Annotated in this window: 17 protein-coding genes; 8 read left to right on the top strand and 9 right to left on the bottom strand. The window is 60.2% G+C overall.

Annotated elements, in window-relative coordinates; translation table 11 throughout:
* The first annotated feature begins 180 nt into the window (after positions 1-180).
* Entirely contained in the window at positions 181-1,155 is a 975-nt protein-coding gene (locus A8O26_RS19525) for a 2-hydroxyacid dehydrogenase (RefSeq protein WP_064119432.1), read from the top strand.
* 148 nt (positions 1,156-1,303) lie between these two features.
* On the top strand, positions 1,304-1,813 hold the full coding sequence (locus A8O26_RS19520) for a DUF2165 family protein (RefSeq protein ID WP_064119431.1): 510 nt from the start codon (positions 1,304-1,306) through the stop codon (positions 1,811-1,813).
* A 19-nt stretch (positions 1,814-1,832) separates the two neighbouring features.
* Here A8O26_RS19520 and A8O26_RS19515 read toward each other — a convergent pair whose 3' ends face one another.
* Positions 1,833-2,735: a DMT family transporter gene (locus A8O26_RS19515; RefSeq protein ID WP_064119430.1), complete on the bottom strand. Its 903-nt coding sequence runs from the start codon at positions 2,733-2,735 to the stop codon at positions 1,833-1,835.
* A 139-nt stretch (positions 2,736-2,874) separates the two neighbouring features.
* Between A8O26_RS19515 and A8O26_RS19510 the strand changes: the two genes are divergently transcribed.
* Complete coding sequence (locus A8O26_RS19510; protein WP_064119429.1) at positions 2,875-3,750, top strand: AraC family transcriptional regulator; 876 nt, start codon at positions 2,875-2,877, stop codon at positions 3,748-3,750.
* 200 nt (positions 3,751-3,950) lie between these two features.
* On the opposite strand, the gene A8O26_RS19505 is transcribed toward A8O26_RS19510, so the two are convergent.
* The 6 genes from A8O26_RS19505 to A8O26_RS19480 form a co-directional block, all read right to left on the bottom strand.
* Positions 3,951-6,380, bottom strand: a complete 2,430-nt coding sequence (locus tag A8O26_RS19505; RefSeq protein ID WP_064119428.1) for a TonB-dependent siderophore receptor — start codon at positions 6,378-6,380, stop codon at positions 3,951-3,953.
* A gap of 212 nt (positions 6,381-6,592) precedes the next feature.
* Positions 6,593-7,582, bottom strand: coding sequence for a FecR family protein (locus A8O26_RS19500; protein ID WP_064119427.1), 990 nt, complete (start codon positions 7,580-7,582; stop codon positions 6,593-6,595).
* Complete coding sequence (locus A8O26_RS19495; RefSeq protein WP_064119426.1) at positions 7,579-8,145, bottom strand: RNA polymerase sigma factor; 567 nt, start codon at positions 8,143-8,145, stop codon at positions 7,579-7,581. Before A8O26_RS19495 ends, A8O26_RS19500 begins: the two co-directional genes overlap by 4 nt.
* Before the next feature lies 1 nt (position 8,146).
* Entirely contained in the window at positions 8,147-8,473 is a 327-nt protein-coding gene (locus tag A8O26_RS19490) for a DUF3325 domain-containing protein (RefSeq protein ID WP_064119425.1), read from the bottom strand.
* Positions 8,473-10,059 carry a PepSY-associated TM helix domain-containing protein gene (locus A8O26_RS19485; RefSeq protein WP_064119424.1) on the bottom strand — a complete coding sequence of 529 codons (1,587 nt, stop codon included), beginning with the start codon at positions 10,057-10,059 and terminating at the stop codon, positions 8,473-8,475. The genes A8O26_RS19490 and A8O26_RS19485 overlap by 1 nt, the downstream gene beginning before the upstream one ends.
* Positions 10,056-10,361 (bottom strand): DUF3649 domain-containing protein, encoded by a 306-nt coding sequence (locus A8O26_RS19480; RefSeq protein ID WP_016986986.1) that lies wholly within the window; start codon positions 10,359-10,361, stop codon positions 10,056-10,058. Before A8O26_RS19480 ends, A8O26_RS19485 begins: the two co-directional genes overlap by 4 nt.
* Positions 10,362-10,552: 191 nt before the next feature.
* On the opposite strand from A8O26_RS19480, the gene A8O26_RS19475 reads away from it, so the two are divergent.
* The 4 genes from A8O26_RS19475 (at position 10,553) to A8O26_RS19460 (ending at position 15,031) form a co-directional block, all read left to right on the top strand.
* A complete protein-coding gene (locus A8O26_RS19475) occupies positions 10,553-11,041 on the top strand; it encodes a sigma-70 family RNA polymerase sigma factor (RefSeq protein ID WP_064119423.1) in 489 nt (162 codons plus the stop codon).
* Positions 11,038-11,970, top strand: coding sequence for a DUF4880 domain-containing protein (locus A8O26_RS19470; protein WP_064119422.1), 933 nt, complete (start codon positions 11,038-11,040; stop codon positions 11,968-11,970). The genes A8O26_RS19475 and A8O26_RS19470 overlap by 4 nt, the downstream gene beginning before the upstream one ends.
* Before the next feature lie 121 nt (positions 11,971-12,091).
* Positions 12,092-14,425 carry a TonB-dependent Fe(3+) dicitrate receptor FecA gene (gene fecA, locus A8O26_RS19465; protein ID WP_064119421.1) on the top strand — a complete coding sequence of 778 codons (2,334 nt, stop codon included), beginning with the start codon at positions 12,092-12,094 and terminating at the stop codon, positions 14,423-14,425.
* A gap of 237 nt (positions 14,426-14,662) precedes the next feature.
* Positions 14,663-15,031 carry an endonuclease domain-containing protein gene (locus A8O26_RS19460; RefSeq protein ID WP_064119420.1) on the top strand — a complete coding sequence of 123 codons (369 nt, stop codon included), beginning with the start codon at positions 14,663-14,665 and terminating at the stop codon, positions 15,029-15,031.
* Positions 15,032-15,386: 355 nt separating this feature from the next.
* On the opposite strand, the gene A8O26_RS19455 is transcribed toward A8O26_RS19460, so the two are convergent.
* Complete coding sequence (locus tag A8O26_RS19455; RefSeq protein ID WP_064119419.1) at positions 15,387-15,794, bottom strand: HPF/RaiA family ribosome-associated protein; 408 nt, start codon at positions 15,792-15,794, stop codon at positions 15,387-15,389.
* A gap of 199 nt (positions 15,795-15,993) precedes the next feature.
* Positions 15,994-16,941: a LysR substrate-binding domain-containing protein gene (locus A8O26_RS19450; protein ID WP_064119418.1), complete on the bottom strand. Its 948-nt coding sequence runs from the start codon at positions 16,939-16,941 to the stop codon at positions 15,994-15,996.
* Between the two features lie 135 nt (positions 16,942-17,076).
* Here A8O26_RS19450 and A8O26_RS19445 point away from each other — a divergent pair, with 135 nt between their 5' ends.
* Positions 17,077-18,453, top strand: a complete 1,377-nt coding sequence (locus A8O26_RS19445; RefSeq protein ID WP_064119417.1) for an L-serine ammonia-lyase — start codon at positions 17,077-17,079, stop codon at positions 18,451-18,453.
* Positions 18,454-18,519: the final 66 nt, after the last annotated feature.

Raw genomic sequence — 18,519 nt, 5'->3', positions numbered from 1 at the left:
TTTTAGGCGTTTGTAAAAAAAGTGAGTCGCCGTCAGGGCGAAACCCTAAGCCGCCGTTACCGAAGAAACGGATATACACACCGAACAACCACAACATGGTCGGCCCAGAGGCCGCCAAGACACCCCCAAGGCAAAAATGTTAGCGTGCTTGGCATCAAGCCCGACAACGAGCCAAAACCAATGAAAAAAACTGTCCTGGCCTTCAGCCGCATCACCCCCCCAATGATCGAACGCCTGCAACAAGAGTTCGACGTCATCGTCCCCAACCCAAAAGCCGGCGACATCAACGCCCAATTCAACGAAGCCCTGCCCCACGCCCACGGCCTCATCGGCGTCGGCCGCAAACTCGGCCAGGCCCAACTCGAAACCGCGACCAGACTCGAAGTCGTCTCCAGCGTCTCCGTCGGCTACGACAACTACGACCTCGACTACTTCAACCAACGCGGCATCATGCTCACCAACACCCCGGACGTGCTCACCGAAAGCACTGCTGATCTGGCCTTCGCGCTGATCATGAGCAGCGCCCGCCGCGTCGCCGAACTCGACGCCTGGACCAAGGCTGGCCAATGGCAAGCCAGCGTCGGCGCTCCGCTGTTCGGCTGCGACGTGCACGGCAAAACCCTCGGCATCGTCGGCATGGGCAACATTGGCGCGGCCATCGCCCGCCGCGGCCACCTCGGCTTCAACATGCCGATTCTCTACAGCGGCAACAGCCGCAAGCCCGAACTCGAACAACAACTCGGCGCACAATTTCGCAGCCTCGACCAACTGCTCGCCGAAGCCGATTTCGTCTGCCTGGTAGTGCCGCTCAGCGACAAGACCCGCCACCTGATCAGCCATCGCGAACTGGCCCTGATGAAGCCCGGCGCGATCCTGGTCAACATCTCCCGTGGCCCGGTGGTCGATGAACCGGCCCTGATCGAGGCCCTGCAAAACCAGCGCATCCGTGGCGCCGGCCTCGACGTCTACGAAAAAGAACCGCTGGCCGAGTCGCCCTTGTTCCAGCTGAAAAACGCCGTGACCTTGCCGCACATCGGCTCGGCAACTCACGAAACCCGCGAGGCCATGGCCAACCGCGCCCTCGCCAACCTGCGCAGCGCCTTGCTCGGCGAACGTCCGCAGGATCTGGTCAACCCGCAAGTCTGGCGCGGTTGATTAAAACGGGTAAGTGCAACTTTTCACTTACCCGTTAGTTGTACCCACACATAAATTGAAACCCAACCAAACGCAAAGCTCAACACCAGCACTATATGCTCTGCCTCTCTGCCGATTTAGCGGTAACTAATGATAGAGAGAGCCCACCTTGAATACCCTGAGCACTGACAAACTTATTCGTTACAGCAAAGTTATATTAATGGCTTACATCAGTTTCTTTGGCCTGCTGGTGATGATCCATAATTTCACTGACTATGAATCGAACTACACCTATGTCGCGCACATCCTGAGCATGGACACAACCACGGCCAATCAAAACATCCTGTACCGGGCGATCGAGTCGCCGCTGCTGCACCACCGAATCTACTGGTTCATCATCACCATGGAAGTTATTTACACGGTGTTGTGCATGATGGGCACCTATCAGCTCTATCGCAAAGTTCACGCATCAGCGGACGATTTCCATGAGGCCAAGAAACTGTCGATCATGGGCATACTGGTCGCGATATTTATTTATTACGTGTGCCTGCAAACCGTCGGTGTGGAATGGTTCGACATGGACACTTCGCAAACATGGAACGCCAAGGACTGGGCGCGGCATATTGTTGATTTCATATTTCCGGTGATGATCTACATGACATTGAAAGTCGAGCGCTGATTTTCAACGCTCGTACACTTCAGGCCAACTTTCCTTGTGGTGGCAGTATCACTGCCTTGGGTTTGCGAAACACCAGCACGTTACCCAGCATCACCAGTACCAGACCGAAGAGGGCTGGCGCGGTCCACTGGTAACCTTCGGCAAACGCCGAGACGTTCAACGCCACCACCGGGAACAACACCGTGCAGTAAGCTGCGCGTTCCGGGCCCATGCGTCCGACCAGCGTCAGGTACGCGGTGAAACCGATCACCGAACCGGGAATCACCAGGTACAGCAGCGCACCGACATAACGCGGCGACCAGTCCATGTCGAACGGAATGCCTTTGACCAGGCACCACACCGACAACATCGCCGCGCCATAAGCCATGCCCCAGGCATTGGTGGTCAGTGGCTTGAGCCCGGCCTTCTGCTGCAGGCTCGACAACATATTGCCTGCCGAGAAACACAGCGTGCCGCACAGCGCCAGACCGAGGCCGAGCAAGGTTTGCGGGCTGGCGTGATGCCCCGCCAGTTCCGGCCAGAACAACATGCCCAGACCGAACAGACCGAGCGCACCGCCCATCAGCACATTGCGCGCGATGCGTTGGCCGAAGAACACCCGCGCGTTCAGCGCATTCCACAACGTTGCGGTGGAAAACACCACCGCCACCAGACCGCTGGGAATCCACTGACTGGCGGTCAGGAAGCACATGAAGTTGACGCAGAACAGACACAAACCCTGCGCCACACAAATCAGATGGCCGCGCCGGTTCATCGGTTGCAGACGGCGGCTGAGCAACAACAACGCAAACAGCACCAGCGCAGCGAGGCCGAAGCGATAGACGATCGACACCGGAATCGCCACCACGCCCAGTTGCCATTTCAAGGCAATCCAGGTGGTGCCCCAGATCAGCACGGTCAGCAAATACAACGACAGGTTCATGGCAAACACTCCTTGATAGGCCTTGAGTGTCTGCCTGGAATCGTCTTGTGCGCTTGCAGATTCTTGCGCTTTTGTCTGGCGACAGGCTGGCAGCGCGACGGCTACGGAGTAGGATGCAAGGCGTTGAAGAGAACCGATCATGGCCGCCATCGATACCCTGCAAGTCTTTCAAGCGCTGAACAGCTCGCCGAACGCACGCCTGGTGCACAGCGCCGAGCTCGGTGACGGCTTGTCTGCGGCTTTGTGGACCAACCACCACGATGCCCAGGAGTACGAGGCGCCGAGTCACCACACCCTGTCCTGCTACATCGCCGGCGGCACCGGTACGTTCCGACGCGATCAACCCGATCAAAAGGGCGGGCCGGACAAGCTCTGCATCCTGCCGGCCGATCATGAATCGGGCTGGGTGATCAATGGCGATATCCGTCTGGCGCACCTGTATTTCAGCGCCGAGCAATTCGCCCTCGGTTGCGTCACGTTGCTTGATCGCGAACCGCGGGAAATGCAGCTGCGCGAGCAGACCTTTCTCGAAGACCCGCAACAGGCGCAACGCTTCCGGCAGTTGCTGACCCTGAACTGGGACGAACCCGCCGAACGTTTGCTGACCAGCAGTCTGGCCCATGAACTGATCAGCCATACCTTGCTCAGTCAGGTCGGCGCGCGTCAGGGCTTGCGTTTGAAGGGCGGGCTGGCGCCGCATCAGCGTCGGCAACTGGTGGAATTCATCGACAGCCAGTTGGCCGAGCCGATCAGCCTCGGTCAGTTGGCCGGATTGTGTGCGCTGTCGGAATACCACTTCGCGCGGATGTTCCGCACAAGTTTCGGCCTGCCGCCGCATCAATACGTGCTGGCGCGACGCTTGAGCCGGGCGCGGGAGTTGTTGCGCGGGACGGCATTGCCGTTGGGTGAGATTGCGCTGGCGTGCGGGTTTGCCAGCGCGAGTCATTTCGCCAATCGGTTCAAGCAGGTTTTGGGGGGGACGCCGGGGGAGTATCGGCAGGCGTTTTTGCGGTGAGCCCTTCTCCCCTCACCCCAGCCCTCTCCCAGAGGGAGAGGGGGCCGACCGAGTTGTCTGGCGTTGTACATCGACCTGAAACACCTAATCGATTATGGATTCAAGGCATCACGTTCAAGTCGGTGTATCTCTGGAATATCCCACGGTCAGTCCCCTCTCCCTCCGGGAGAGGGTTAGGGTGAGGGGCATTTGATCTTGTCTTAAAACTCCAGAGTACTGGACAGCGACACCTGCCGCGCATCCCCCATCGACACAAAGAACCGGCTCGCCGCCGAGGTGTAGTACGTACGGTCAAACAGGTTCTTCACATTCAGCTGAAACTTGATTTTCTGCCCTTCAACCTTGGTGTCGTAAGTGGCAAACGCGTCCGCCACGGTATAGCTCGGCAGATCAAAATCATTCACCGCGTTCCCCGCGCGCTCGCCGACATAACGCGCACCCGCACCAACGCGCAATTGATCACCACCGATCACACTGCCGAAGTCATACACCGCCGACAACGAACCGGAATTCTTCGCCACGTTTTGCAGACGCTTGCCCTTGTAGTCCGGGTCTTCGGTCACTTCGGCATCGGTGTAGGCGTAGCTGCCGATCATGCTCCAGTGGTCGCTCAACTGACCGGTCAGGTCCATCTCCAAACCGCGCGAGCGCACCTCACCGGCGGCGCTGTAAATCGTCGTCGGGCCTTCAGAGTTGGCCACCAGCACGTTGCGTTTCTTGATGTCGAACAACGCGATGTTGCCGGTGACACGCCCCGGCATGTCGAGGCGCGCACCCAGTTCCCACGACTTGGCTTCTTCCGGGGCGATGCTGCCGTCGAGCACGGTGCTGCTGCCGCTCAGCGGGGCGATGGTCGAGTTGGGTTTGAACGATTCGGTGTAGCTGCCGTAGAACGACAAGGCGTCGGTGTAGCGATACACCAGACCGGCGCGCGGGACGAACTTCTGCCCGTTGCTGTCGGTGTTGGCTTTGAACGGCACGCCTTTGCCGGCGTACTGGTCGTACTCCTGGAAGCGCCCGCCGGCGACCAGAATCCACTGGTCGTTGAGGTGAATCGAGTCCTGCATGAACACCGAATCGCTGCGCAGTTCATCGGTCTGTGCACTGTCGGGAGCGCTGACCGTGGTGCCGGCGACTTCGCGGCCATACACCGGATTGAGGTAGCTGAAGGTGGTCAGGCTTTTCTGCCGGATCAGGTCGGCGCGGTAGATCTTGCGGTACTCGTCATCAACGCCGAAAACGAGGTCATGCTGCATGCCCAGCACGTTGACCTTGCCTTCGAGACTGGCGGTGGTGAAACGGTCGGTGCTGATCGCGTTCTGCGTGCCGTCCATGCTGCGGGTCAGTGTGCCTTTTTTGGTGTCGATGGCGGTGACACGGACCTGGCTGGCGTCGTAGGTTTCGCGGTTCCAGCTGTAGCCGAAGTGCGCTTTCCAGTCGTCGTTGAGCTCGTGATCGGCTTCGAAGTGATACAGGTCCGAGCGGCCTTCCATGTTGTTGAACGGCTCGTCCAGACGCTGTTTGCGCGAGATGTCCAGCGGGTGATTGGTGCGCGGATCGATCAGCGTGCCACGGTCGAACGGCGTGAGAAATTCGCGGTGTTCATAGGCGAACAACAGCTGGGTGCTTTCGCCGAACCAGGCCAGCGACGGCGCGATCAGGGTTTCGCGGTGGGTGCCGAAGTTGCGCCAGTAATCTTCGTCTTCGTGATCGAGGACCATGCGATAGGCCAGCCCGGAATCGCCCAACGGGCCGGTGCTGTCGAGGGTGCCGCCGCTGCCGTTCTTGCCGTCGCCATAGGTCGAACCGCGCAAGGTCAGCGCGTTGTATTGCGTCAGTTCCGGCTTCTTGCTGACCATGTTGACCACGCCGCCCGGGTCTTGAATGCCGTAGAGCAAAGAGGCCGGACCTTTGAGCACTTCGACGCGATCAACCGTCGCGTTCATGCCGCGACCCTGCACGATCGGCATGCCGTCGCGCATGATCGAGCCGTTGCGGTTGTCACCGAAACCGCGGGTCATCACCGAGTCCTGAGTGCTGCCCAAAGTGTTGCCCTGGGTGATGCCGCTGACGTTGGCCAGGGCGTCATCAAGATTGCGCGGCGCCTGATCGCGGATAACCTGCGCCGGGATGACGTTGACGGTCTGCGGGGTTTCCTGAAGCGAGGCCGAAGAGCGCATCACCGAACTGGTTTCCGGCGGCTGGTAGCTCAGCGACTGGTCGCGCAGCGAGGTGATGGTGGTGGCGCCGAGGTTCAGCGCACCAGCGGTAGGCTGCGGTTCCAGCGCCAGGGTGTGGCTGTCGGTACGACGAAAGCTCAAACCGGAACCGGTGAGCAGCCGTTGCAGTGCTTGTTCAGCGCTCATTTGGCCGGTCACGGCTGGGGCGTTGAGCCCGTACGGCGCTTCATCGGTGTAGACCACGCTTTGCCCGGTGACGCGACTGAAGTCACTCAGGGCTTGCGGCAGCGGTTTGGCGGCCAAGGCGAAATTGAACTGCTGTTGCGCCGGGCTGCTGACGGTTTCAGCGCCGAGCGCGACGCTCAGCGGCAACAGCGCCAACGCCGAAAAACTCAATGCCGAAACGCCTAACCACTGTTTGACCGAACCCGATTTTGCCCTGGACTTCATTGCTCAATGACCTGTGTAGAACCGCAACGGATGCGAATGACTCGCAGTTTCAGTCACTACACGGATGGGGCTCGGGTTTACCTCACCACAAATCTGAAAATATTTTTGCAAGTGTGTGGTCCGGGCCCACGCCTTCGCGAGCAAGCTCGCTCCCACAGGAGACCGCATTTCAAAATGTGGGAGCGAGCTTGCTCGCGAAGAGGCCTGTGGCATCAACGCAAAATAATCAAATGCCCCAACACCTGATGCTGCTCAAACCCCAACACCCCTTGCAGCGAACTCAACACCGCTTGCGGATCCTTGCTCGGAAAACTGCCACTGACCTTGCGTGCCGCCAGCTCATCGTTGAGCAGCACAATCCGCCCCGGGTAATAGCGCCGCAGATCCTGCACCACATCAGCCAGCGTCGACTTGTAATAAGTCAGCCAGCCCTGACGCCAGGCCAACTGTGCCTCAGCGTCCGCCGCGTGCAGCTTTTCTGCCGTGCCTTGCGCGTAAGCAACCTGCTGGCCGGCGGTGAGAATCTGCTGTTCGCCACCACGATTGGCGGTCACGCCGACGCGCCCGGACAACACCGTCACCTGCGCGCCCTGCGATTGCAGTCGCACTTCGAATTGCGTGCCGAGCACCCGCGCCTCGCCCTGCTCGGCCGCGACCACAAACGGATCGCCGGTGTGGGTGACGCTGAAAAAACCGGCGCCACGACGCAACTGCACGTGTCGTTCGCCCTGACTGAAATCCACGGCAATTGCGCTGTCAGCATCCAGCGTGACTTGCGATTGATCGGCCAGGGTCACGGTGCGAATTTCACCCGGTGCAGAAACGTAATCCGCGCCCAGATCATCGATCCAGCGCTGCGGCTGCCAACCCGTGCCGAGGCTGACCATCAACAGCAGACACGCGGCCATCGCCAGCGCGCCCGACCAACGCACAAACGGAGAACGCCGTGGACGATCCATTGCATTGAGATAACCCTGCAAGGCAAAAGCCTCTTCTGCAGCCAGTGTTCGCGCCGGGCTTTCACTCAATTCCCAGACCACCTGAGCCTGTGCATAAGCTTCGGCGTGCGCCGGATCGGCGTGCAGCCAACGGCTGAACGTCAGTTGATCGCCCGCGCTGGGGCGATCATGCAACAGGCTCAGCCAGGCAAAAGCCTCCTGCTCCTGAGCAAGCGTCGGGGTGACGGATTCGGATCGGTTCACGGTGCTTTCCCTGGCAGGCGTGGCGCGGGTTCGCGCAGGCTGGCCTTGCAGGCCTCGAGGGCGCGCATCATATGTTTTTCCACGGCACTTTGGGACAAGCCCATGGCCTTGGCGATTTCCGCGTACTTGCGGCCGTGGATGCGATTGAGCAAAAAAATCTGCCGGGTGCGCTCGGGCAAGGCGCGCAACGCCGCTTCGACATGGCGCAGATCGTTGCCGGCTTCAAGGGCGGCTTGCGGTTCGCTGCCGTGGCTGTCCGGTTCGTCCGGTTGCCAGCCTTCGTTGACGCGCGTGCGCGTGCCTTCGCTGCGCAAATGGTCGATGGCAATGTTGCCGGCGCAACGCAACAGGTAGGTACTGAGCTCTTCGACCTGTACCAACGGCCGCCGCCAGAAACGCAAAAACAGGTCCTGAACCAGATCGGCCGCCGTCGCCCGGCAACCGACGCGCCGGTTCACCAGCGCTTCCATTTGCGAACGTTGCGAGAGAAACACCTGAAGAAAATGCGCACGCGCGCCACGCGGCTCGTCGTCGCGCGATTCCGGTGGCACGCCGATCAGCACTTCAGCACTGCGCCCAGGCCGCGACCGGGCTGGCCAACAGGCTGACTCCGGCCAACGCCAACGCAAATCGCGGTCGATACGGCAGCAATAACACCAACGCCAACGCACTGAGCATCAGCACAGCGAACCAGTCGACCAGGCCGAAACTCCAGCCGTTGGAGGTCACCGCCGCCCACAGCGACAAACCCAGCAGCAACCAGCCCCCCAATATCAAGCCCTGACGGCGTCGAGGCGAAGGCTTATGGCCGAGCAGTTCATCGTGGTGGCGAGGCATCGACAGGCACAACGCGGTGAATCCGGCGTAGGTCAGCAGCAAAGGTAAAAGCATCAGTTCGCCCCTTGTTCAAGGGTGATCGGCCGGGGCTTTTCGCGACGCAGTTTTGTGCCCTTGACGGTGTTGCCGGCGCGCTGCATTTTCCAGGCGGCCCAGGAGAGAAATAAACCTGTTGCCAAGCAGGTGAGGTCGAAACCGGCGAGCGTCCAGTCGCCCTGTGTCAGGGTCGCGCCGAGGTTCCACGGTGTGGTCAGGGCATTGATCAGCGGCACCGACATAAACAGCACGCCACCGAGTACAAGCTGTTCGACCCAGGCTTTGCGCCCCGGCCGCAACAAGGCGTGCACGACACTCAAGCCCCAGGCGATAAAGAACGCATTCACCTCCCAGTCCGCACGCCCGGCCAGATTCACCGGCAACAGACGATTGCCCAGGAAAAACACCGCCACCGCCGTCACCAGCCCGGCCATGCTGGCGATGTTCAACACCTCAACCAGGCGCAACTCGAACGGCATCACGCCACTCTTGGCGTGTTTGAGTTGACGTTTGCCGAGCCAGATCACCAGCCCGGTGCCGATCATCGCGGTGCCGGCCAGACCGCAGATGAAGTACAGCCAACGCAACACCGGGCCGGTAAAGTGGCCCATGTGCAAGCCGTAGAACGCGCCGCCGACCGCCATGGCCATCGGCTGATCCGCGGTGCTCGAGAGCATGTGTCCGGTCACGCCGTCGAACGTCACGGCGCTGCCGAAATCATGCACCACACGATCGCCAGCCCGCGACAGCACCACCGTGGCGTTGGCATCGCCCGGATTGCTCACCGACAGGCGCGCGGTGTGGCCGCCCGACCATTGTTCGCTGGCCTTGGCCAACAGCGGCGCCATGGCCGCCATCGGTGCAGCGACATTGGCGCGTTCCGGCATTTTCGAGGCCGGGAAAACGTCGTCATAAAACTTGCTCACGTCACTGCCGTACGACGCGACGATGCTCGCCGGCATGACCATCGACATGAAAATCACCAGGCTGCTGTAGGTGATCATCAGGTGAAACGGCAGCACCAGCACTCCCACCGCGTTATGCCCGTCGAGCCAGGAACGCTGGCCCTTGCGCGGGCGGAAGGTGAAGAAGTCCTTGAAGATTTTCTTATGGGTGATGATCCCGGTGATCAGCGCAACGAACATCACCATCGCGGCAATGGTCGCCAGCCAGCGGCCCCACGGATAGGGCATTTGCAACTGGAAGTGGAAACGGTAAAAGAACTCGCCGCCCATGCTGTCGCGGCCCTGCACTTCGGCGCCGGTTTGCGCATCGAGGGTTTTCGATTCGAAGCGTCCACGCTCACCGGGGTTGCCGGGCACCTGCTGCCAGCGCACAGTCAGCCCGGGGTCGCGGGCGTCGGGCAAGTCGATCAGCCAGCGCGAGGCGCCGGCGGCATGTTGTTGCAGATAATCCTGCGCCAGGGTCAGGCTCGCTTCGGGATTTAACGGGCGCGAAGGTATTTCCGGCTGCATCCAGTGCGTGGTTTCGTCATTGAAGTACGCCAGCGTCCCGGTCAGAAAAATCGCGAACAGCAGCCAGCCGAACACCAGTCCGGTCCAGGTGTGCAGCCAGGCCATCGCCTGACGAAAGCCCTCTTTCATGCCAGACCCAATCCGCGTGCCGCGCCAGAGATCGTTGCCAGAATCACACTCGGCACCAGCAAACCAACCCACGCCGACCACGCGGTGCGGCAGGCAAAGCACCAGAGCACGGCCACCAGATAGACCAGAAACGAAATGGTCATGCCGGTCACCACCGCTTCGGCACGGCTCAACGGCAGCCACAGTGTCAGCGTGACACTGGCCAGCGCCGCGACCAGATAGCCGCCAAACACCGCAGCCAGTACCCGTGAGGTGACGGCCAGGCGATAGGACATGGGAAGTGTGGCGAGTTTGCCTTTCATGTTTCGACCCTGAAACGAAAAACGGCCGGCCGACAAGCCGAACCTACAGACGAGCAATATTAATGATAAATATTCTCATACGCAAAAGCATCTGATTGCCGGCTGAGGTCTTCGCCGCCTACAATGCGAACAGTTCTTGTTCTCTAACGCATATTCTCTACCGCGTCATGAAAGCGCCCGGAGTCATCCCGTTGCCGTCCGCCCACCCCGTCGAATCGCTCTATCAGGCCCACCACAGTTGGCTGACCGGCTGGCTGCGGCGCAAACTCGGCTGCCCGGACAGCGCGGCGGATCTGGCCCAGGACACGTTCATCAAGGTGCTCACTGCGCGCGAACCGCCGGTGATCATCGAGCCGCGCGCCTTTCTGACGACGCTGGCCAAGCGGGTTTTGTTCAATCATTACCGCCGTCAGGATCTGGAACGCGCCTACCTCGACACCTTGGCGCAGATGCCGGAGATGGTCGCGCCGTCGGAAGAACAGAAAGCCATCATCCTGCAGACCCTGATGGAACTCGATCAGTTGCTCGATGGTTTGCCGCGTGTGGTCAAACGCGCCTTTCTGTTGGCACAGGTCGATGGCCTGACGTATCCACAGATTGCCGCTGAACTCGACATCTCCGTGGCCACGGTCAAACGGCATCTGAACAAAGCGGCGATGCGCTGCTATTTCGCCCTATGAACCGCACCCCGGATTTCTCCTCGCAGGTCGCCGAACAAGCGGTGCACTGGTTGCTGGAAATGCAACAGGGCACGCTCAACCCGCGTCAGCAACTGGCCTGGCAACAATGGCTGGACGCGCACAGCGAACACCGGCGGGCGTGGGAGCACATTCAGCGGGTCAACCAGCGATTGCGCGGTGTGTCTTCGCCGCTGGCGCATGCGGCGTTGAACGGGCCGAAGTCCGGCAGCCGTCGTCAGGCATTGAAACTGCTGCTGATGCTTGGCGCCGGTTCGGCGCTGACCTGGGGCATGCGCGAACACACGCCGTTGCCGTCGCTGTTCGCCGACTACCGCAGCCCGATCGGGCAACGGCGCAAGGTCGCGCTCGGTGCCGGCGATCAGTTGCAACTCAACACGGCCAGCGCTGCGGATGTCGACCCTTCGGCGCGACTGATCCGTTTGCTCGAAGGCGAAATTCTTCTGACCGCCGCGCAATCGTTCGAAGTGCGAACGGCCCAAGGCACACTGAAAAGCCAAGGCGCGCGCCTCAACGTCCGGCAGTTTGCCGACCGCACGCAGGTGGCGCTGTTTGAGGGGCGCGTCGAACTGAGCGGCACGGGGCGGGCACCGATCTGGCTGCCGCTCGCTCGCCAACTGAGTTTCACTTCGACATCCGTTAGCACCGCCAAACCGCTGGACGCCAACAGCGGCGCCTGGGCCGACGGCATGCTGGTAGCAGCGCACATGCGCCTCGGCGACTTCCTCGATGAACTCGGCCGCTACCGTCGCGGCCAGCTCAATTGCGACAAGAAAGTCGCCGATCTGCTCATCTCCGGGACGTATCCACTGGACGACAGCGAGCGCATTCTCGATCTGCTGGAAATCAGTTTGCCGGTGAAAGTGAGGCGTTTTACTCGTTACTGGGTGACCGTCGAAGCACGGGTTTAAAGCTCCCTCGCCACAAATGCAGTCTTTCAAAAAAATATCTGTAATTGATGAGCCGTTTTTCAGATCTGGCGTGACAGAGAAGGAAAGCCCCCTTGATTCAACCTTCTCAGGATCATCCACCATGCACCCCACCCGCCTCACGCCACTGGCCCGCAGCCTGCGCAATCTCATCCTCGGCGCCAGCCTGAGCTTCGCCGGCCTGCCCGCTGCACTGGCGGCCGACGCCAAGGCTTACCACATCGCCCCGTCGTCGCTGGAAAATGCCCTGAACCAGTTTGGCCGTGAGGCCGGGGTGCTGATTTCTTTCGGTTCGCAAGTCACCAGCGGCGTACAAAGCCGTGGCCTGGAAGGCAACTACACGACTGAGCAAGGTTTGAACGCACTGCTCGAAGGCACCGGCCTGCAAGCGCGTGCCGAGGGCAACAACGCCTTCAGCCTGCAACCGGCGGCTGACACCGCGCTGGAACTGGACACCTCGAAAGTCGTCGGCGACTGGCTGGGTGACGCGGCGCAGATCAACGTCTTCGAACATCCCGGCGCGCGTGATGTGATCCGCCGCGAAGAATTCGAACGCCAAGGCGCAACGCAGGCGCGTGATGTGCTCAACCGCATCCCCGGCGTCAACGCCCCGGAAAACAACGGCACCGGCAGCCACGACATGGCGCTGAATTTCGGCATCCGGGGTTTGAATCCACGCCTGGCCGCGCGCTCGACGGTGTTGATGGACGGCATTCCGGTGCCATTCGCGCCTTATGGCCAACCACAGTTGTCGTTCGCGCCGATCAGCATGGGCAACATGGATGCCGTGGACGTCGTGCGTGGCGGCGGCGCAGTGCGTTATGGCCCGCAGAACGTCGGCGGCGTGGTCAACTTCGTGACCCGGGCGATCCCGGACGAACCAACGGTCAAGGGCGGTTTCCAGACTGAAACCAGCCCATCGTCGAGCCATGACGGCTTCAAGACCAGCGCCAACCTGCTGGCCGGCGGCACCAACGTCAACGGCCTCGGCGGCGCGTTGCTCTACTCCGGCACGCGCGGCGGCGACTGGCGCGAACACAGCGACACTGAAATCGACGACCTGATCCTCAAGGGCAAATACCAGCTCGATGAGGCCAACAGCTTCAACGCCATGGCCCAGTATTACGAAGGCAAGGCCGACATGCCCGGCGGTCTGAACGTCGCTGATTACGACGCCGATCCGTATCAGTCGACGCGCCCGAAAGACCAGTTCTGGGGCCGTCGCACGATGTTCAATTTCGGCTATCGCTACCAGGAAGATCGCCGCGAATTCACTGCCAACACTTTCTTCACCAAGACGTTGCGCAGCGGTTATCTGGATCAGGGCAGCTTCCTCTCGCTCTCGCCGCGCGAGTATTGGGTGCGCGGCCTGGAAACCCGTTTCGCCCAAGGCTTCGACCTCGGCCCGACCAGTCATGAAGTCGGCGTCGGCTACCGCTACATCAACGAAGCCGGGCACGAGCTGCGCTATCGCACACCGATCAGCAGCAACGAGTACCCGACCACCGCCAGCCGCAACGACCGCGACACCCGTGGCGGCACCGAAGCCAACGCGTTCTTCGTCGACGACCGCATCGACATCGGCAAATGGACCATCACCCCGGGCGTGCGCTACGAGATGATCGAGTCGCAGCAGACCAACAACCTGACCAACGTCAAATACAAGGGCGACTACAACACCGCGCTGCCGGCGCTGAACGTGCTCTATCACCTGACCGACAGCTGGAACCTGTACGCCAACACCGAAGGTTCGTTCGGCAGCGTGCAATACAGCCAGATGCCCAACCGCGTGAGCAGCGGCGAAGTGAAACCGGAGAAGGCTCGCACCTGGGAACTCGGCACGCGCTATGACAACGGCGCGTTGCGCGCGGAGATCGGCGCGTTCCTGATCAACTTCGACAACCAGTACGAAAGCAACCAGACCAACGACTCGGTAATCGCCCGTGGCGAAACCCGTCATCAAGGCATCGAGACCAGCGTCAATTACGCGCTGGGTGACTTGAGCCCGGCGCTCGCCGGTTTCGATGTCTACGCCACCTACGCCTATGTCGACGCGACCATTCGTGAAGACGGGCCGAACAAAGGCAATCGTGTGCCGTTCTCCTCGAAACACAAAGGCACGATTGGCGTTGGTTACACCGAAGGGCCGTGGAAGTTGAATCTGGACAGCAGCTTCCAGAGCGACCAGTTCGCCGACAACGCCAACACCTCCAAGGAAAGTGCTGACGGCAGCACCGGCAAGATCCCGGGCTACATGCTGTTCAGCAGCCGTGCGGGGTATGACTTCGGGCCGCAATTGTCGGATCTGAATGTGGCAGTGGGCGTGAAAAACATCTTCAACACGCAGTACTTCACGCGCTCGTTTGATGACAATAACAAGGGCAAGTATGTCGGGGAACCGCGCACGGTTTATGTGCAGACTTCTGTAGCGTTCTGAGGATTGAGAAGCCCCTCACCCTAGCCCTCTCCCTGAGGGAGAGGGGACTGATTGGGGGATGCTTGCGAGGTACGCCGACCTGAAACCGCTTTGCCGAATCCATAATCGACTCGGTTTTTCAGGTCGATGTAGCCCGCAAGACACCTCGGTCGGCCCCCTCTCCCTCTGGGAGAGGGCTGGGGTGAGGGTTCTCGGCTACAGTGAAATATCCAACCCACTTCACAAGGATCGTGAAGCATGCAAACTCGCCCTACCCTCGCCCAATTCGCCCGCCATTTACGCGTTAACCAAACCGACTGCGAATACCTGCTCTGGCAAAAAATCCGCTCTCGCCAAATCGCCAATCTGAAATTTCGTCGGCAGTTTCCGTGTCCGCCTTACGTGCTGGATTTTTACTGTGCTGAGCTGAAACTGGCGATTGAGCTGGATGGCGGTCAGCACTATGAAACGCCGGGAGTGATTCACGACCAGCGCAGGACACGCTATCTGCATCAAAAAGGCATTGAAGTCGTGCGTTTCACTAATCTGGAGGTGATGCAGCAGATGGACGATGTGCTAGAGCAGATCATAAGAATTGCGGCGAATCAAAAAATGCCCTCACCCTAACCCTCTCCCAAAGGGAGAGGGGACTGATTGGGGGATGCTTCAGAAATACACCGACCTGAAATTATTGGGCTGAATCCATAACCGACTCGGTCAGCGCTCTCCCGGAGAGAGGAGGAACTGATTGGGAGATGCTTGCGAGGCACGCCGACCTGATTCTGCTTTGCCGAATCCATAATCGAGTCGGTCTTTCAGGTCGATGTACTCCGCATTACGACTCGGTCGGCCCCCTCTCCCTCCGGGAGAGGGCTGGGGTGAGGGGCCGCGCTCTTGTGCCTTGCGCAAAATTCCGCCACAAACAAAAACGGGCCTGCTTTCGCAGGCCCGTTCTCATTGGTTGGCTTATTAAATCAGCGTATCAACTGTTGATCGCTGCCTGTTCATTCTCGTCAAATTCTTCCGCCAACAGCTTGTCGTTGGCCTTGCCGGTGAATGGCACCACAGCGGCACGTGGTTTACCTCGCAGTTTGCCGAAAAGGTGCTCCAGTGCGTGCTCGAGTTTTTCGGCAGCGCCGTCGATTGCCTGTTCCAGCGAATCGGCTTTATGGGTCACGGAAATCGGTTGATGGCCTTTTGGCCGCGCTTCCAGTTGGCAGCGCAAGTCATGGGGACCTGGTTTGTCACCGTTCTCGTCGCTCAGGTGGACTTCGACACGGGTCAGGTCTTCTTCATAACGGTCGAGCGTGCTCTCAATGGTTGTACGTACCCACTCCTCCAGTCGTTTACTGCCTTGAACATGGTTATCGCTGTTGACTTGGATTTGCATAGTTCATCCCTTATTTCAGCTAGCTCGCGAGGGGCCTGAATTGAATTTCCTGACCCCTTGGTTACAACAATCGGCCCGACCGCCGAACATTTCAACCCCTGAAAAAAGATAAATATTCATTCGCAAAAAAAGCCGGACAACCGAGCAAAGCACTGGTAAGGTCGGGAGTCGGGTCGCCTTGCAACCCAGCAAAATTTGCTCACAATTGCCCGTCATTCAACGGATGCAAACCGCGAAAAATCCCCGCCTCTTCGACCAGCCAATCATGCACCGCACGCACGCCCGGATGGCTCAACGCCCCCGGCGCATACAGCAACACGTAACGTTTGTGATTCGGTACCGACAGGCCGAACGGCACAATCAACGTGCCTCGCTCCAGCTCATCGTTGAGCAATGTACGCCGGGCAATCGCCACGCCCATGCCGGCAATCGCCGCTTCGATGGTCAGGTGATTGCGATTGAAGGTATGCCCGCGCCGCACGTCGGCGCCGTCGAAGCCGATCGCGTTTAAATAGAATTCCCACTCCGCGTATTCATAACTGCCACGCCAGGCGGTGATGTCGTGCAACAGTGGAAAATGCACCAGATCCGCCGGCCCATGCAGCGGCGGGCGCCCACGCAACAGGCTCGGCGCACACACCGGGAAAATCTGCTCGTCGAGCAAGGCTGTGGATAACAATCCCGGGTAACTGCCGTCGTTCAGATCAATCGCCAGATCGAAGTCACCTTCGTGCAACGGCACACTGCTGTCCTCGGCAACCAGCCGCAGCTGAATGTCCGGATAGCGCTGTTGCAGGCGCGGCAACCGCGGCGTCAGCCACTTGCTGAGGAACGACGGAATCGAGCGTACGCGCAAAATACCGCTGATCATTCCGGCGTCGAGCCGACGCAATTCGGCATCGATGCTGCCGTACGCCTCATTGACGGTAATCGCCAGCCGCTGCCCTTCGGCGCTCAGTTCAACACCGCGAGCCCGCCGGTGAAACAGACGAAAACCGAGGCGTTCCTCCAGTTGGCGAATCTGCTGGCTGACCGCCCCCGGGGTGATGTGCAGTTCTTCCGCACAACGGGTGAACGACAGGTGCCGCGCGGCACAGGAAAACACCTGCAGCCAGACGTAGGTCTGGGCATGCAATTGACGACTCATCGTTTAGTCCTGCTAAAGGCTTACTTAGGAAATTTCGTTAGTCACGTAGGACCGAGGTAGGCAGTATCGCCGACATTGCGCTTGTCCTACAAAAAATGGCAGCGAGTCCTACTCCATTGCTTGTAAGGGTTTAGCATGGCTATCAGTGTTTTCGATCTATTCAAAGTCGGTATCGGTCCGTCCAGCTCCCACACCGTCGGCCCGATGCGTGCCGCCGCGACCTTCGCTCAGGCGCTGATCGATCAGCATCTGTTGAACGATGTGCGGCGTGTGGAAATCCGTTTATACGGCTCGCTGTCGGCCACTGGCGTCGGCCATGCCACCGACCGCGCCACGGTCATGGGCCTGATGGGCGAATGGCCGGACAGCATCGATCCGTCGACCATCGATCCACGCATCCAGCAACTGCGCGAGACAGGCCAACTGTCGCTCGCCGGGCAACGAGACATTGCCTTCAACTGGCAGCGCGATCTCCTGCTGCTGGACGAGAGCCTGCCCTACCACCCCAACGCCATGTCGCTGACAGCCTTTGGCGAAAGCGCCGAGCTGTTCGAACAAACGTACTACTCGGTCGGCGGCGGTTTCATCATCGAAGCGGCCGAAGCCGAGTCCGGTGTGGCTCCGGCCGGCGACGTGGTGTTGCCGTACGACTTTTCCAGCGCCGCACAATTGCTGGCGCTGTGCAAACAGCACAACCTGCGCGTGTCCGAACTGATGATGGCCAACGAGCGCGCGTGGCGCACTGACGCAGAAATCCGTCAGGGTTTGCTGCACATCTGGTCGGTGATGCGTGAATGCGTCGAACAGGGTCTGCGCCACGAAGGCATCCTGCCCGGTGGTCTGAATGTGCCGCGCCGTGCGGCGAAATTGCACCGCAGCCTGTTGGAAATCGGCAAACCAAACGTGATCAGTTCAACGCTGTCGGCGATGGAATGGGTCAACCTGTTTGCCCTCGCCGTCAACGAAGAAAACGCCGCAGGCGGGCGTATGGTCACCGCACCGACCAACGGTGCAGCGGGGATCATTCCGGCGGTGCTGCACTACTACATGAAATTCAATCCGGAGGCGTCTGACGATGATGTCGTCGCTTTCTTCCTGGGCGCGGCCGCCGTCGGCATTCTGTGTAAGAAAAATGCCTCGATCTCCGGCGCCGAAGTTGGCTGTCAAGGTGAAGTCGGTTCGGCCTGCGCGATGGCCGCTGCCGGCCTGGCCGACGTGCTCGGCGCCACCCCGGAGCAACTGGAAAACGCCGCCGAAATCGGCCTGGAACACAACCTTGGCCTGACCTGCGACCCGGTCGGTGGCCTGGTGCAAGTGCCGTGCATCGAGCGCAACGCCATCGCTGCGGTGAAAGCGATCAATGCCACGCAAATGGCCCTGCGCGGTGACGGCAACCACTTCATTTCCCTCGACCGGGTCATCCGCACCATGCGCGATACCGGCGCCGACATGCACGACAAATACAAAGAGACTTCACGGGGCGGCCTGGCTGTGAACTGGGTGGAGTGCTGACGCGCATTCCCTGACCGCCCCGGCAGACCGCATTCGACGGTCTGCCAACCGTGAGCCCGAGCAAAA

The organism is Pseudomonas fluorescens (assembly GCF_001648775.1).
GTDB classification, from domain to species: domain Bacteria; phylum Pseudomonadota; class Gammaproteobacteria; order Pseudomonadales; family Pseudomonadaceae; genus Aquipseudomonas; species Aquipseudomonas fluorescens_M.
Note: the sequence above shows the minus strand (reverse complement) of the source record. Positions and strands in the feature narration are given on the sequence as shown.